Here is a 15,552-nt window from a genome sequence, read left to right on the forward strand (position 1 = left end):
AATGAAAGAGTACCAGACAATCACGGAGATCAGCGGACCGCTGGTGTTCGTCGAGACCGACGAACCGGTCGGCTACGACGACATCGTCGAAATCGAGCTCAGCGACGGCGAGACCCGCCGTGGCCAGGTGCTCGAATCTGCGAGCGACTACGTCGCCATCCAGGTGTTCGAGGGGACCGAAGGTATCGACCGCGACGCCTCGGTTCGCTTCCTCGGCGAGACGATGAAGATGCCCGTCACCGAGGACCTCCTCGGGCGGGTCATGGACGGGACCGGCCAGCCCATCGACGGCGGCCCGGAAATCGTTCCTGACGAGCGCCGCGACATCGTCGGCGAAGCCATCAACCCCTTCTCGCGGGAGTACCCCGAGGAGTTCATCCAGACGGGCGTCTCGGCCATCGACGGCATGAACACGCTCGTCCGCGGGCAGAAACTGCCGATCTTCTCCGCCTCCGGCCTGCCCCACAACGACCTCGCGCTCCAGATTGCGCGACAGGCGACGGTGCCGGAAGAGGAAGACGGCGAAGACGACGAGGGTTCGGAGTTCGCAGTCATCTTCGGCGCGATGGGTATCACGGCCGAAGAGGCAAACGAGTTCATGGACGACTTCGAGCGCACCGGCGCGCTGGAACGCTCGGTCGTCTTCATGAACCTCGCGGACGACCCGGCCGTCGAGCGGACGATTACGCCGCGGCTGGCCCTGACGACCGCCGAGTACCTCGCCTTCGAGAAGGACTACCACGTCCTGGTCATCCTGACGGACATGACCAACTACTGCGAGGCGCTGCGCGAAATCGGTGCCGCGCGTGAGGAGGTCCCGGGCCGCCGTGGCTACCCCGGATACATGTACACCGACCTGGCCCAGCTCTACGAGCGCGCCGGTCGAATCGAGGGCCGCGAGGGCTCCGTGACCCAGCTCCCGATTCTGACGATGCCCGGCGACGACGACACGCACCCGATTCCGGACCTGACCGGGTACATCACCGAAGGCCAGATCTACATCGACCGCGACCTCAACAGCCAGGGCATCCAGCCGCCGATCAACGTCCTGCCGAGCCTGTCGCGGCTGATGGACGACGGTATCGGCGAGGGGCTGACCCGCGCCGATCACGCCGACGTGAAAGACCAGATATTCGCCGCGTACGCGGAGGGTGAGGACCTGCGCGACCTCGTGAACATCGTCGGTCGCGAGGCGCTGTCGGAACTGGACAACAAGTACTTGGACTTCGCCGACCGCTTCGAAGAGGAGTTCGTCGATCAGGGCACCGACACGGCCCGCAGTATCGACGAGACGCTCGAACTCGGCTGGGACCTGCTCTCGATGCTCCCGAAGGATGCGCTGAACCGCATCGACGAGGATCTCATCGAAGAGCACTACCGCGAGGACGAGACCGCAGAAGCCGTCGAAGCGTAACGACGGCCCTACATCTCACGGCCGCCCGTCGTTTGTACCTAATATTTTGGGTATGCCACTATTTGCCTTTGAGTGCCTAATGTAAACTGCACTATGCCAGCACCAGGGAGCGAAGGAATTTGGCTGTGGTTAGGTACAGCGGGCATGTTCCTCGGCATGCTATACTTCATCGCGCGTGGCTGGGGTGAAACCGACAGCCGGCGCCAGAAGTTCTACATCGCGACAATACTTATCACGGCAATCGCGTTCGTGAATTACCTCGCGATGGCACTTGGCTTCGGGCTGACAATCGTTGAGTTCGCCGGTGAGGAACATCCAATTTACTGGGCGCGGTACAGTGACTGGCTGTTTACCACGCCGTTGCTGTTGTACGACCTTGGACTGCTTGCAGGGGCAGACCGTAACACTATCACGTCGCTCGTCAGCCTCGATGTGCTGATGATCGGGACCGGTCTGGTTGCGACGCTGAGCGCAGGCAGCGGCGTGCTGTCGGCCGGCGCGGAACGGCTGGTCTGGTGGGGCATCAGCACCGCCTTCCTGCTGGTCCTGCTGTACTTCCTGTTCAGCTCGCTGTCCGGCCGGGTCGCAGACCTGCCAAGCGACACGCGTAGCACGTTCAAGACGTTGCGCAACCTCGTCACCGTCGTCTGGCTGGTCTATCCGGTCTGGTGGCTCGTTGGTACCGAGGGAATCGGCCTCGTCGGTATCGGGATCGAGACAGCCGGCTTCATGGTCATCGACCTCGTCGCGAAGGTCGGCTTCGGTATCATCCTGCTCCGGAGCCACGGCGTGCTTGACGGCGCGGCCGAGGCGACCGGAACTGGCGCAACGCCTGCAGACGACTAACCGCTGCCGTTCGTCGACCTCGTTTTTTCGGTGTCAGTCCGGAAGCGGCAGCGCTCGGACCGAAATAACTGGAAACCGTTAACTGCCTACGTCGAAAAGAGGCCCGTAATGGCTAAGGACGTCAAACCCACGCGCAAGAATCTGATGCAGATCGAGGACCGCATCGAGCTGTCCGAGCGTGGGCACGACACGCTGGAGAAGAAGCGTGACGGCCTCATCATGGAGTTCATGGACATTCTGGATCAGGCGCAGGACGTCCGTGAAGATCTCGACGATTCCTACGAGCGGGCCCAGCGCGCGATCAATATGGCCCGGGCGATGGAGGGTGACGTGGCTGTCCGTGGGGCCGCTGCAGCGCTGAAAGAACACCCCGAACTGACGACCCAGTCGAAGAACATCATGGGCGTCGTCGTCCCGCAAATCGAGTCCAGCAAGGTTCGAAAGTCACTGGACGAACGCGGCTATGGCGTTATGGGGACCTCGGCCCGTATCGACGAGGCTGCCGAGGCATACGAGGAACTGCTCGAAAACATCATTCTCGCCGCCGAAGTCGAGACGGCGATGAAGAAGATGCTCGAAGAGATCGAGACCACGAAACGCCGTGTCAATGCCCTCGAATTCAAGCTCCTGCCCGACCTCTATGACAATCAAGAGTACATCGAGCAGAAACTCGAAGAGCAGGAGCGCGAAGAGATCTTCCGCATGAAAAAGATCAAAGCAAAGAAAGAAGAGGAAGAGGACACGCTCGCGGCCGAAGAGGCAGCGGAAGAAGAGCCCGAAGCGGTCACTGCTGACGACTGAACAGAGAGCCCGTCCTGACCGGTATCGTTTTTGCGGTTTCCCGTCCGTGGATGAGTATGTCCTGTCCCGACTGCGGTGGCGACCTCGTCTCGATTCCGGTTCCGGCTGATCTCCAGCAGTATCTCCCCGGCGACGCACCGGGGGCCAGCGTCTGCCGGTCCTGTCTGGCACTGCACCCAGAGACGGAGCCGCCCGCTGATGTGCCCGACCTCACAAGACTCGACAGTGCAATCCCCACTGCCGATGGGGCAGCGATCCCGGTGGTGTTGCTCGTCGGTCTGCTCGACTCGCTTGCGATGCACCGCGAGGAGATCACCGCGCTGCTAGAGCGAATCGAGCGCGAAGGCGTCGACCCGCTGCTGGTGCTGGATCGGCTTGCCGCAAGCTACGGGGAGGCGGCCCATGTCGACCTCGGCCGTCGCCGTCGGCAACTCGAACAGTTGCTATAACAGAACTGACGGTGTGAACGACGCGTTAGACGCCTGTCGAGTAACGCAGCAAGCCGGCGACGCCGCCAAAAGCGGTCAGCAGCTGTTCGCCTTTTTCGAAGTCAGTCGAGATGAACACCGTCTCTGTGCCCCGCTGGTCGGCCAGTTCCATCAGGTGGTCGATGGCGTCTTCGCGCTCGCCGTCCTCGGCGTCGACGGTGGCTCCACAGCGGGTACACTCGTGGTCGTCGGTCGCCGCGTTGCTGTTGATGAGGTCGTACTCGTCGTGGCCGTTCTCGCAGGTGTAGGCGACCACGTCCTTCCGGAGGTCCTCGGAGATGAGCAGCTGTTCGACCGCACCCATGTTGAGGTTCTGGCGGGTCTGGTCGAAGCCGTAGGTGGCCTTGTCCCCGTTGTGGAGCTGCTTGAAGAAGTCCTCCATGAGCTCCTTGTCCCGGAGCATCTCGTGTTCGGCCAGCACCTCGTCGGCTGCGTCCACGAGGTCGTACAGGCCCGACTCGTCGGTGTAGGCAACGTCGAACTTCCCCAGCACCATGTCCTGTAGCTCGTGGTGGAGGTAGTCGCCGTCGAGGAACTCGTCTTTCGTCGGTGAGGGGCCACCGACGAGGATACCGTCCAGGTCGTGGCGGTCGGCGACGAACAGGTCGTTGGCCATCCCCGCGACCTCCTGATAGAAGTTGTCGATGGCTTCCAGTCGGAGGCGGGCGAACCGCTGGGCGGACTGCCCACCTTTCCGCTGTTTGCCCGGAACCAGCGACGAGGCGGACTTGACGGGCTCGACGCGTTTGCCCTTCAGCCAGCCGACGTTAGCCTCGCGCCGGTCGAGCACGATGAGACCGAACAGCCCTTTGTCGGCCAGCATGTGTTCCAGTGGCTCGGTGAGAAACTCTGAGTCACAGTGATAGCGGAACGATTCGATAGGGTCTGGCGGGGATTCGAGGACCTTGGTCACCATGTCGGTCCGGCCGCCGCCGGTGTCGAACGCCCCCGAGAACAGCACTAGGCCGTTCTCCGGCGGCGTGTTGTCGTAGTATCGAAGCCGGTCTTTGATGGAAGTCAGCGCGTCTTGGACCGCGGTGCGGGTGTCCTTCGACTTGATGTTCGAGGCCTCGGAGTGCTCTTGGGTGACGTGGGCGACGACGTCGCTTATCTGCTTGTCCTCGGGGACGTAAATAGAGACCAGCTGGGTGCCCGAACCCTGGTACCCCTTGAGTTCCTCTATGACCTTCCGGAACTCGTATTTCTGCTTGTCAGATTGTTCCTGTTCCTGCTGCTCGCTCATTACTCTCTGTTGGCCGAGGTGGCGTAAGAACCTGTTGACAGCGAGGGGCGCGAACGGAGTGAGCCGTCCTCGTGCCGGAACGGTGACCGGTGGGTGCCGTGGAGGAAGGGGCGAGGGGCACGCGAAGTGCGGTCCTCGGATACCCAGCGGGAGGAACGACCTGCGTGGCCGTGGAACTGACTAGTCTGTGCGGCGCCTCCCGGAGCGGTTCGACAATTGACAGTCGCATTTATATGACTGCCTGCATTGTACCCAAGCAATCAGACTATGGCGGGGTACGTGTGTACGATTGCGGGCGGCAAGGGCGGCGTCGGGAAGACGACGACCGCGGTAAATCTCGGAGCTGTCCTTCAGGAGATGGACTACGATGTGGCTGTCGTCGACGCGGATCTGGGGATGGCGAACCTCGGCTCGATGCTCTCCGTGGAGCCGGAAAAGAGCCTCCACGAGATTCTGGCCGGCGAGGCTGCCGTGAGTGAGGCTCTGACCGATGCACCGGGTGGGCTCACGGTGATTCCGGGTGAACAGTCGCTCGAAGCGTTCGCGGACGCTGACCCCGCAAAGCTCCGGAAAGTCATCAAGACGCTCCGAAATGCCTACGACGTGGTGCTGATCGACACTGGGGCCGGACTGAGCCACGAAGTTGCCGTGCCGCTCGGGTTGGCCGACGGAATCGTCCTCGTCACGACTCCCGACGACGTTGCGGTGGGTGATACGGTCAAAACGGCCCAGCTAGCGAACCGAATCGACGGGATCGTCCTCGGTGCGATCATCAACCGTGCGACCCGCCACACTGATGTCGCGTCCATCGCCGAGCAGATGGAGTTCCCGCTGCTCGCGGTCATCCCGGACGACCCGCAAGCGACGACCGAAGAACCGCTTGTGCTCAACGCCCCCGAAAGCACGGCTGCAGACGCCTACCAGCGGCTGACCGAGGCGCTTGAGGGTGTGTTCTTCCGGGGCGAGAGTCCCGAAGTAGATGTCGAGACCATACTTGATGATGAGTGGTTCCTTGACGACACCGACGACCGCTCAGATGTCGACGACGACGAGGACTCGGGCGGCGTGTTTGGCCTGTTTAATTGACGGTTCTGTACCGCTTGCTGTTCCGGTCGCAGCCCGCCGCTCCGACCGCATTTCACTACGTTTGGGTTTCCGGAAGCGGCGGCCACAGCGTTGCGACCGTTTCCTGGATGAGCTGGGTCTGTGCTCGGCGCAGTCGTTCGGAGAGCGACGACGCAGAGATGTCCAGTTCCTGTGCCACGGCAGCCAGTGGTGCACGTCGCGGAATCTCGAAATACCCCATTTCGTATGCCGTCCGTAGCGCTTCGAGTTGGCGGTCAGTGAGCCCGTTACCGGGCGGCTTCGGCTCCGCATCCCGTGTCAGCCGCTCCAGTTCGAAGTCCGCGTTTCGCTGCCAGAACGAGGCGAACTCGGTGAACGCTGCTCGATCGGCGAACCAGCCCATTTGCACCCACCCATCTGCAGTCACGGTTATCTGCTCGATACTAGCGTCTGCTGTGGCGAGTGCTTCAAGCCCGTCCAGGTCGTCAATTTGGTCGCCGAGTTGCGCCTCGAAGCTCAGCGCCGGCACTGCCTGATACCGCTGGGTATCGCCTGCCGTCCCGATGCGCGTCCACTCCTGTACGTCGTAGGCGTCAGTGAGTGCCCGCTCGACAGCTTGCTCGGAGCTACCCGTCACCGTGGCAAGAAACAGCGGACGACGGCCGTGGTTGTACTGGAGGGAAAGGGTAATCGACGCTTCGGGAACCGTCTCTGCAACCGACACGAGCGGCAACGCATCGCAGTATATCTGAAACTCTGCAACGAGCCCCATACGCTAGCGTTTTTTGCGAGGGTGAAGCGACTGTCGGAACAGAGCGCCAGCGGGGCTGTGAGTCCTGACTTTGACACCCCGTTTTAAACGGCCCAATCACTGAGAGAACGGCTTAGCCCGACCGCGCTCGACCGTACTATTGTATGCAGCAAGCACAATCCACAGACGAGATCGATGTCGAATTCGAGCGTTACGGCGACGGCCAGCCACTCATTCTCTTACACGGCGGGATGGCCCCCACCGAGTACTGGGAACCGGTCATACCGGCGTTCGAAGGCTACAGCGCTGTCGTCCCCCAGCGACCGGGGTTCGGGACCTGTCTCGACTCTCCCGCAGAAACGAGCGCCGACGAGGTACTGGCTCGCGAGGGCAGGTACGTCCGGGCACTTACCGATGCCGTCGACGGAGACCCAATCTTGTTCGGCCACTCCTACGGCGCGCTCACCGCTATCGAGGCCGCGGCGGCTCTGTCGGTCGAGGCAGTCATCGCGTACGAACCGGCAGTACTTCCCGCTGAGTACCGGGCCGATGCCGACCTCGCCGACCAGATGGCGTCGCTCATACGGGACGGGGCGCGCGAGGAGGCGGTGAAACGCTACATCGAACATGTCCTCCACCCCGACGGCATCGACGACCTCGACGCCTGGCTAGCGGACTGGCCGGTCTGGCCTGACTGTGTGGACCTTGCCGAGGAGGTCGTTCGGATGAACCGGTCCGTCGAACAGTACCAGCTCCCAGACCGCCTCAATGTCGACGCGCCCACTCTCGTTCTGGCCGGTACCGACGGGCCGGACTTCCTCCGACAGAGCGCTCGGTCCGTTCACGAGGCACTGCCACGGAGTCGATTCGTCGAGTTCGAGGGCGTCAGCCACAGCGGTCCCGCCGAGGCACCTGCACTGATCGCGGCGGAAGTCGACACGTTCCTGCAGAACTAGGCCGACTCGACAGACGTTTCGCGGCAATCGCGTCCGTCACACCGGATCCCCGGCCCAGACCGCTCCTACATCGAGGTCGGTGCTTCGACGCCCAGTGCGTCAAGCGCGTTCGCAATCGCGGTTCGCGTCCCGTCGACGAGCGCCAGCCGCGCAGCGCGGGTCTCTGGGTCGGCGTCGAGGACCGGGCACTCCCGGTAGAAGGCGTTGAACGTCTCGGCGAGGTCGCGAGTGTAGGTCGCGACGGTGTGTGGCGTCAAGTCGTCTGCGGCCGCCTCGATGACAGCGGGGAACCGGGCCAGCTCGCGAAGCAGGTCCCGCTCTTCCGGGTCCGACAGCGGGTCGAGTGCGGGCTCGTCGGGGATGTCAGCCTCCACGTCCGAAAGAATGCCACAGCACCGTGCGTGGACGTACTGAACGTAGGGTGCGGACTGGGCCTCGAAGTCCAGCGCGCGGTCCCACTCGAAGGTGATGCCCTTCGTCGGCTGTTTCGAGACGATGTCGTAGCGCACCGCGCCGATGCCGACTTGGCGAGCGATGCGGTCGATGTCGTCCTCGTCGAGGTCGCCGCGGGTCCGGTCGTCGAGTCTGGCTTCGACCTCTTCGCGCGCGCGGTCGATAGCCTCATCCAGCAGGTCGTCGAGGTCGATACCGGTCCCCTCGCGCGTGCTCATGCCGCCTTCCGGGAGGTTCACCCAGGAGTAGAACACTTGCCGGAGCTGGTCGGTGTCGTTGTCGAGCAGCTCGAGCGCTGCCGAGAGCTGGTCGGCCTGCAGCTTGTGGTCTTCACCGAGCACTGTCACGGCGCGGTCGTAGGTGTCGAACTTCCACTCGTGGTGGGCTAGGTCGCGGGTCGTATACAGGGAGGTGCCGTCAGAACGCAGGAACACGAGGTTCTTCTCGAAGTCCGGCAGGTCTAGCTGCCATGCGTCCTCCTCGTAGACGGCGCAGTCGAGCGCTTTCAGGCGGTCGACCAGGTCGTCCGTATCGCCGTTTCGCATGAACCGCGTTTCCTTGACGAACTCGTCGAACTCTGCCGGGAGCCGACCGAGTGTGTTCTGCATCCCGCCTAACACAGTGTCGACGACCTCGGCGACCCGTTCGTACGTCTCCTCGTCGCCGTCTTCGAGACCCTGCAGAATTGACTGTATCTCGGTCTCTGCTTCCTCGACTTCTTCGGGGTCCCCCTCTTCGAGGACGGTGTTGCCCTTCCGATAGTACCGGACCATCTCGTACTCCGGAGAGTCGCGCTCGGGTTCGGGCAGGGCGTCCTCGTCGAATGTCTCGTAGGCCCAGGTGAACACCGCGATCTGTCGACCTGCGTCGTTGACGTAGTAGTGTCGGTCAACGTCGTAGCCGGCGTAATCGAGCACCCGGGCGACGGCGTCACCGATGATGGGGTTACGCGCTCGCCCGACGTGGACCGGGCCGGTCGGGTTTGCGGAGGTGTGTTCGACGACGACGCTAGTGTCGCGGTCGGGGAGCCGGCCGAACTCGCTCTCCGTGACCGACTGCAGGGTCTCGGCGAAGTACGTCTCGCTCGGGAGAAAGTTGACGTATGGTCCCTGTGTCGTCACGTCGCTGACGTAGGTGAGGCTGTCGGCGTCGATTGCCTCGGCGATGTCGCCGGCGACGTTCGGCGGCGCGGTACCGACCTCGCCGGCCAGCCGGAAGGCGACGCTCGACGCTAACACAGCGTCGACATCCTCCGGTGGCTCCTCGATACCGAGGTCTTCAGCCGGCAGGTCGAGGGTTGTGAGTGCGTCGGCGAGGGCGTCCTCGACCTCCGCACGGAGCTGCAGGAACATACGCCCGGCTTTCGCGGCGGGGAGTAAATGGGTAACGAAACCCCGACCGTCACAGAGGCCCGGTCGACTCTACAGCCACAGTAACCGCCGCTAGTCTGGCAGCCGTCGAGCGAATCAGAGACGACAGTCCGCCTCAGGTCAGGAGCCGCGGGCCAAACACCATTAACAGGAGGCCGCTGATCATCGACACCGTGATGGCAATCGAGACGGCCGTCGTCACCCGCCGCCCGTCCGAGACTGGCAGCCGCGAGACGAACGATTCAGTCGACGCCCGAAGAATATGACCCCCGTCGAGCGGGAACGTTGGGATGAGATTGAACTGGCCGATGACGAGGTTGATCCAGCCGGTCCAGAAGAGGACGTTTGCGAGCAGGAACACCGGCGTCGCCCCGAGCGCCCCGAGCGGGCCCTGAACGGTGTAGAAGTTCGTCGCGATTCCGGTGAAGCCGGCAAAGTTGTAGCCGAAGCCGCCAGCGACGCCGATGAACGGAAGCAAGAGCGTGCTGAATATCCGCTGTGCGAACGAGAACTCGGAGACCGATGTCGGTGTGTCAGGCGAGCCGCCGATGAATTCAAGAAATGCCGCCGCGGGGTAGGCGTCGATGCCGAAGTCACTGACCTGGATGCCGCTGATACCCTGCTGGATGCCGACACCGATGATGCCGTTGTCGACCTGTTCGCTCTCGGCCATCGTTAGCTCGTAGGTTTCCCGCGAGTCGTCGACGTAGCCGGTGACTGTCACTTTGTCACCGGGCTCTCTCCCTTCAAGCGCCTGCATCAATGCGGCCCCGCTGTGCGTGCGCTCCCCGTTGACCGCGGTGATGATCATCCCTTCGCCGCTTGGCGCTCCGTCCCCGGCGAGCGGGCCGTCTTCAGCGACCAGCACGTACGCGCCGAGCGGGGTCGTGACCGTCTCCCCGGACTCAGTTTCGAGCGTCGCGACGGGATGGGTTCGGGCCGCCTGCTCGAACTCACTGCGGGTCGCCACTGCGGTCCCGTTGACAGAGACAATTGTCTCACCAGTTCCGAGTGGCGCACTCTGAAGCGCCGCGGAGACGACAACGGAGCGTTCGACGGTGACGGGTTCGGCATCTTTTCGGGCCACTTCGACAGTCTGTGCATCGCTTTCGCTGAGCACCGATTCGAGTTCCTGCTGGTTTTCGACAGACTGGCCGTTGACCGCTGTGATAACGTCACCTGACTTGATGTCCGAATCAGCGGCGGGGGTTCCACTGATTGGGCTTCCGACCGGAACGCCATCGACGACAGAGATAGCACCGGCAACTGGTCCGAACAGCAGCAGGAGCGTGATGATAGCGAGCGCGAAGTTGTTGGTCACGCCGGCCGTGTACATCCGGGTTTGTGAGCCGCGGTCGGTACGGAGGAGTTCGTCTTCGTCGGGTTCGACGAACGCCCCGATCGGAATAATCGCCAGCAGGGCAAGCCCCATCGACTCGATGCTGATGTCCTCGACCCGACAGAACAGTCCGTGGCCGCCCTCGTGGACGACGAGGCCGAGCAATAGCCCGAGCACGATTTCGGGTGCGACCGACAGCGGGAGGAAGTCGTTCACGCCGGGAATCGCCAGCGCGTTTCGTGGCTCGTTCAGTGCCGAGGGCTGTGGGTTGACGAGCGCCTGGTAGGCTCCGAGCGCAACGAGGAGAAACGAGCCGACCATCACGACGAGGCCGAACCCGACGCCGAGGTTCCCCCAGGCGCGCCAGAACCGCTTTGGCCGCGCGAGCCAGTCGAGAACTGCCTTGCCCTTCTGCGTGTGGATCGTCGTAATCGGGCCGCTAAAACGGATATACTCGGGTACAACGCCGCGAGTCCGTAGCGCCATCGCGAGGAGGGTGTAGGCGACAAGGCCCGCGAGGACCCACGTCAACGTACTCACCATTTATCAGAAGATAGGTTTAGCCAAGCAAGAGGGTTTGGTTTGGGACACACTGCTGGCACAGAGCGGCTAACGGTGAAGTGACCTCGCCGCAAACGACCACACAATGTACGACCACATTCTCATTGCTGTCGATGGGAGCGACGAATCCGTCGCCGCCGCACGGCGTGGCCTCGAACTGGCGATGGACTTTGACGCGACTGTCGAGGCGGTGTATGTCCTCAATCAACGAGCGCGCAGGCTTACGCGAACGGACCCCGAGAGCGCCCGTCTCCGAGACCACGGCGAGTCGGTCCTCGCGGAAATCGAGTCACTCGCAGCCGATATCGGCCAGCCGGTCACGACAGAACTGCTGGCGGGAAAACCGAGCGTGCAGATAGACACGCGCGCTCGTGATACTGATGCCGGACTCATCGTTCTTGGCCGACAGGGGATAACTGGCCTCGGGAAGCGACTCCTCGGTGGCGTCACTGAACAGGTCTTACACCGGTCCGCGGTGCCTGTCCTCGTCGTTTCAAACGGGCCACAGCCGGACGACTTCGATTACTCCCGGCTACTGCTGCCGACTGATGGCAGCGAGAACGCTAAGGCGGCGACGGAACACGCTGCGGAGGTTGCGGGCCGGTACGACGCGACGGTACACGTGCTCAACGTCGTTGATATCCAGGCCGCCGGCGGCGCGTTCAACGCTGGCGGGCTGGATCAGACGTTCCTCGAACGACTCGACGAGAACGGACGTGACGCCGTTGCAGCAACCGCCGACGAAATCGGACAGTTCGCCCCAGATGTATCGGTTGCAACCGCGGTGGAACGAACGGACTCCCTCAACGGCGTCGCCGACGGCATCCGCGAGTACGTCTCGGACCAAGATATCGACCTCGTCGTGATGGCATCACACGGCCGCTCGAACCTGAAACGCCAGTTGCTCGGTAGCGTCACATCGCGACTTGTCAGAACTACCGATGTCCCCGTACTTGTGACACCCCGTTCGACCTGAGCAGGTGGACGAACCACCTGTTCTATGTATCGTGGGAACGTACCGCAAACCGGTGCCGGAACATGCCAGAAACATGTGGAATCTGTGGCGAGATGGTCCCTTTCGACGCGACCGTCCATGCACTGATTCACACGCATAGCGAGACCGGCGTCATCGACGCGTACGTCTGTGAGGACTGTTACGACGAACGGCTCGGACCGATGTTCGACCGACCAGATACGCAGCAACAGTCGTCCTGAACGCGCCGTTTCGCTCTGGTGGCAGCTCGGTAAGACCTGCTTACTCAGGCTCACTCGTTCTGACGGAACCGTTCCACGACGAACTCTCGGTCCAGTTTCGCGATGAACGTCCCGAGCTGTGGGCCTTCGGTGTCGTCGAACAGCAGCCGGTAGCCGGCCGAGAAGAACTCACCGATGTCGATGTCGTTTCGCTTCGCCGTCTCGTAGATCTCCGACTGAATCGCTTCTCCGTCGTGGCCCTCTGCGATGAAATCGGCCAGTTCGTCCAGCGCGGCCGCCGTCTCGTCGTCGAATGACACGTCGGGCATCTCGGCGCGCTTGAGTTCGTAGTTGAATTCGTTGTTCGTTAGGCTGGCCCACTCCTGGGCGCGTTCGACGCGGGCAAGCGCCTGCTCGACGGCCCACTCTGGCGCGTCGTCCGGGATGTGACCTTCCTTCCGGGCGATCTGCTCCCGGAGCGCCGGGTCATCCGTCATCCCGAGCACGGCCGCGAACGTGTAGGGGATCCGCACCCGCTGTTCCTGCGGTTCGTCTACGACCATCGGGTAGGCCTGCTCAGCGAGTTCCAGTTCGTCATCACTCCCGTCTGTCTCACCGAAGTAGCGCCGCTCAAACCGGTCGAACTCGTCGACGAGCTGGTCAACGTTCTCGACGGAGAAGTCCCGCTGCTTCCGCGGGTTTTTGACGAAGAAGTACTTGAACACCTCCGGTTCAAGAATGTCGAGCACTTCGTCGACAGTAATGACGTTGCCGGATGACGAGGAGAGCGGCTCGCCGTCGAGCGTGAACCACTCGTACACCATCGGGACCGGCGGCTGGATGTCAAGTACGTTCTCGGCAACATCTTCGCCGGAGGGCCAGGACCCCTCGGCGTGGTCCTTGCCGAACGGCTCGAAGTCGACGCCCAGAATCTCCCACTGGGCGGGCCACTCGAACCGCCACGGGAGCTTGCCCTCCCGGAGCGAGGCCGTGCCTTCGTGGCCACAGCCCTCGATTGTCTGGTCGCCGGCCTCGACGTCTTCACAGACGTACTCGATTTCGCCCGCGTCTACGTCGACCGCGGTGACGCCCTCGGTGAGCTTCCCGCATTCGGCACACTGTGGCAGGAACGGGACGTAGTCGTCGCCGACCTTGTTCTGATACTCGGCGAGCACCTCGCGGGCGCGGCCCGCGCGTTCGAGCACGCGGCGCGTGACTGCTTCGAACTCGCCGTCGGCGTACAGCTCCGTGTTCGAGACGAACTCCACGTCGACGCCGACCAGTTCGGCGCTCTTTCGCAGGAGCGTCGTGAAGTGCGCGCCGTAGGAGTCACAGCAGCCGAGGGGGTCCGGGATGTCTGTGTAGGGCTTCCCGAGGTTCCGCCCGAGCGCGCCGGCGTCGACCTCCCCGAGGCCGACGACGTTCCAGTCGAGGTCGGCGAGCTGTCGGGGGACCGCACGCAGGCGGTCTTTGTCGTCGGCGGTGAACACCTGCTGGACCTCGTGGCCGCGGTCCCGCAGCGCCTCGGCGACGTAGTAGCCCCGCATAATCTCGTTGAAGTGGCCGATGTGGGGGACACCCGACGGCGAGACGCCGCCCTTGATGACGATTGGGTCGTCGGGGTCACGCGCCTCGATGGCGTCGGCGACAGAATCGGCCCAGAACGCACGGGAACCGCCCCGGCCAACCTCGTAGGGGTCTTCCGCCATCTATGCCTCCGGGAGGATCTCAGACCCTTCGAACTCGCCGTCTTCGACCGCGCGCACGACGCGGGCTGGGTCAGCGCCGTCGAGCACTATCGTCCGGATACCGGACCGCTGGATGATTTTCGCGGCGAGCAGGTCGACCGGTGCGCTGCTACCGGCATCCATTTCGATGTCGGCGATCACATCGACGAGTTCGTCAGCGCCGAGTACGTCGAACCGCGTCGCGTCGCCGTCCTCGTTCGGGTCGGCGTCGTAAACGCCCGGAACAGACGTAGCATAGACGAGCAGGTCAGCGCCGACGTACTCCGCGAATGCGGCCGCCACGGCGTCGGTGGTCTGTGCGGCGACGATCCCCCCGAGAACAGGGATGTCCCCGCGACGGATGGCTTCTCGCCCCTCGTCGTAGCTCTCCGCGGGTGTCGGTGCCGCGCGGTCGTCCAGGGCGGCGATGAGCAGGCGGCCGTTCAGCCGCGTGACGGCGATGCCGAGCTGGTCGAGTTCGATCTCGTTGGCGCCAAGGTCGCGGGCGCTGCCGATGTAGTCACGTGCGGTCGGCCCGCCGCCGACGACGGTTCCGAGTGTATGCCCCTGTGCATCGAGCGACTGGATGGCGTCGGCGTAGTCGGCGACCCGGTCCGCATCGAGGTCCGGGGCCAGTACGCTTCCGCCAATGGAAACGACGACTTTCATTAGCCCGCCGTAACCGCGATGCACTCTTAAGGGTTGTCAAGGCCACTGACTGCCGTCTCTATAGACGGCCCCTTCTGGCCCCCACAGCGACTGCTATCCGCCGCGTACCGGCGCGGAGCTCCGTATGACGTGTGCCCGACGTGCTGACGCACGTCTGACGGCTCTGGCGTTCTACCAGCGAAACATGCCGTTTGTTCGGGTCACAGAGGGTGATATCTCTCTTTTACAGACCGTTCAAACCGCCACGAAAGTAGCGCCCAGATATCGGCTAAGAATACTTCGTAAAATGTCTAAAGGAATTTGAAACGGTTATAAAAAATGCGTTTTAGCTCGATTTGTCCTGAAAGTGACCGAAGTGACCTGAAGGTTCCTCCCTTTATATACTCCCGGCGGGGTTACGGAGGAGTGAGGTGACAAAGATGAGCGCTACCGCAACGCCCTCCGGCGAGGAAGAGCCCTCCAAAGAAGAGCGCCTGAAGTCGTTCCTCGCAGAGAAGGCAAGTGACGGCGAGATGTATTTCAAAAGCAAGTTCATCGCCGACGAAGTCGGTCTCTCCCCGAAGGAGATCGGTGCCCTGATGGTCAAGCTCAAGGACAGCGCGTCCGAGATCAACGTCGAAAAGTGGTCGTACACGAGCGCGACCACCTGGCGTATCGAGCCGGCGTAGGCGACTG

General features: G+C 62.9%; 14 protein-coding genes. 8 read left to right on the forward strand and 6 right to left on the reverse strand.

All coding sequences use genetic code 11. From position 1 onward, the window contains the following. Position 1 precedes the first annotated feature (1 nt). The 4 genes from BVU17_01950 to BVU17_01965 all read left to right on the forward strand — a co-directional run bounded on the left by BVU17_01950 (position 2) and on the right by BVU17_01965 (position 3,510). Positions 2–1,414 (forward strand): ATP synthase subunit B, encoded by a 1,413-nt coding sequence (locus BVU17_01950; GenBank protein ID AUG46341.1) that lies wholly within the window; start codon positions 2–4, stop codon positions 1,412–1,414. Between the two features lie 93 nt (positions 1,415–1,507). Then, the gene (locus BVU17_01955) at positions 1,508–2,260 is read left to right on the forward strand and encodes a rhodopsin (protein AUG46342.1); all 753 of its coding nucleotides are present in this window, start codon (positions 1,508–1,510) and stop codon (positions 2,258–2,260) included. 108 nt (positions 2,261–2,368) lie between these two features. Further along, complete coding sequence (locus tag BVU17_01960; GenBank protein AUG46343.1) at positions 2,369–3,061, forward strand: V-type ATP synthase subunit D; 693 nt, start codon at positions 2,369–2,371, stop codon at positions 3,059–3,061. A gap of 56 nt (positions 3,062–3,117) precedes the next feature. After that, on the forward strand, positions 3,118–3,510 hold the full coding sequence (locus BVU17_01965; GenBank protein AUG46344.1) for a hypothetical protein: 393 nt from the start codon (positions 3,118–3,120) through the stop codon (positions 3,508–3,510). 25 nt (positions 3,511–3,535) lie between these two features. On the opposite strand, the gene BVU17_01970 is transcribed toward BVU17_01965, so the two are convergent. Continuing rightward, on the reverse strand, positions 3,536–4,792 hold the full coding sequence (locus BVU17_01970) for a peptide chain release factor 1 (protein ID AUG46345.1): 1,257 nt from the start codon (positions 4,790–4,792) through the stop codon (positions 3,536–3,538). Between the two features lie 267 nt (positions 4,793–5,059). Here BVU17_01970 and BVU17_01975 point away from each other — a divergent pair, with 267 nt between their 5' ends. Then, positions 5,060–5,878 carry a septum site-determining protein MinD gene (locus BVU17_01975; protein AUG46346.1) on the forward strand — a complete coding sequence of 273 codons (819 nt, stop codon included), beginning with the start codon at positions 5,060–5,062 and terminating at the stop codon, positions 5,876–5,878. A 55-nt stretch (positions 5,879–5,933) separates the two neighbouring features. Here the strand turns inward: BVU17_01975 and BVU17_01980 are convergent, their stop codons facing one another. After that, on the reverse strand, positions 5,934–6,629 hold the full coding sequence (locus tag BVU17_01980; GenBank protein AUG46347.1) for a DNA-binding protein: 696 nt from the start codon (positions 6,627–6,629) through the stop codon (positions 5,934–5,936). 143 nt (positions 6,630–6,772) lie between these two features. Between BVU17_01980 and BVU17_01985 the strand changes: the two genes are divergently transcribed. Continuing rightward, complete coding sequence (locus BVU17_01985) at positions 6,773–7,564, forward strand: alpha/beta hydrolase (GenBank protein ID AUG46348.1); 792 nt, start codon at positions 6,773–6,775, stop codon at positions 7,562–7,564. Positions 7,565–7,629: 65 nt separating this feature from the next. Here the strand turns inward: BVU17_01985 and BVU17_01990 are convergent, their stop codons facing one another. Both BVU17_01990 and BVU17_01995 read right to left on the reverse strand, forming a co-directional pair. Beyond that, positions 7,630–9,369: an arginine--tRNA ligase gene (locus BVU17_01990; protein AUG46349.1), complete on the reverse strand. Its 1,740-nt coding sequence runs from the start codon at positions 9,367–9,369 to the stop codon at positions 7,630–7,632. A gap of 133 nt (positions 9,370–9,502) precedes the next feature. After that, entirely contained in the window at positions 9,503–11,269 is a 1,767-nt protein-coding gene (locus BVU17_01995) for a metalloprotease (GenBank protein AUG46350.1), read from the reverse strand. Positions 11,270–11,372: 103 nt separating this feature from the next. On the opposite strand from BVU17_01995, the gene BVU17_02000 reads away from it, so the two are divergent. Then, positions 11,373–12,263 (forward strand): universal stress protein, encoded by an 891-nt coding sequence (locus BVU17_02000; GenBank protein ID AUG46351.1) that lies wholly within the window; start codon positions 11,373–11,375, stop codon positions 12,261–12,263. A 289-nt stretch (positions 12,264–12,552) separates the two neighbouring features. On the opposite strand, the gene BVU17_02005 is transcribed toward BVU17_02000, so the two are convergent. Continuing rightward, positions 12,553–14,190 (reverse strand): lysine--tRNA ligase, encoded by a 1,638-nt coding sequence (locus tag BVU17_02005; protein AUG46352.1) that lies wholly within the window; start codon positions 14,188–14,190, stop codon positions 12,553–12,555. After that, a complete protein-coding gene (locus tag BVU17_02010) occupies positions 14,191–14,877 on the reverse strand; it encodes a UMP kinase (protein AUG46353.1) in 687 nt (228 codons plus the stop codon). Positions 14,878–15,296: 419 nt separating this feature from the next. Between BVU17_02010 and BVU17_02015 the strand changes: the two genes are divergently transcribed. Beyond that, entirely contained in the window at positions 15,297–15,545 is a 249-nt protein-coding gene (locus BVU17_02015) for a hypothetical protein (GenBank protein ID AUG48812.1), read from the forward strand. Positions 15,546–15,552 lie beyond the last annotated feature (7 nt).

The sequence above is a fragment of the Haloarcula taiwanensis genome (assembly GCA_002844335.1).
GTDB classification, from domain to species: Archaea; Halobacteriota; Halobacteria; order Halobacteriales; family Haloarculaceae; genus Haloarcula; species Haloarcula taiwanensis.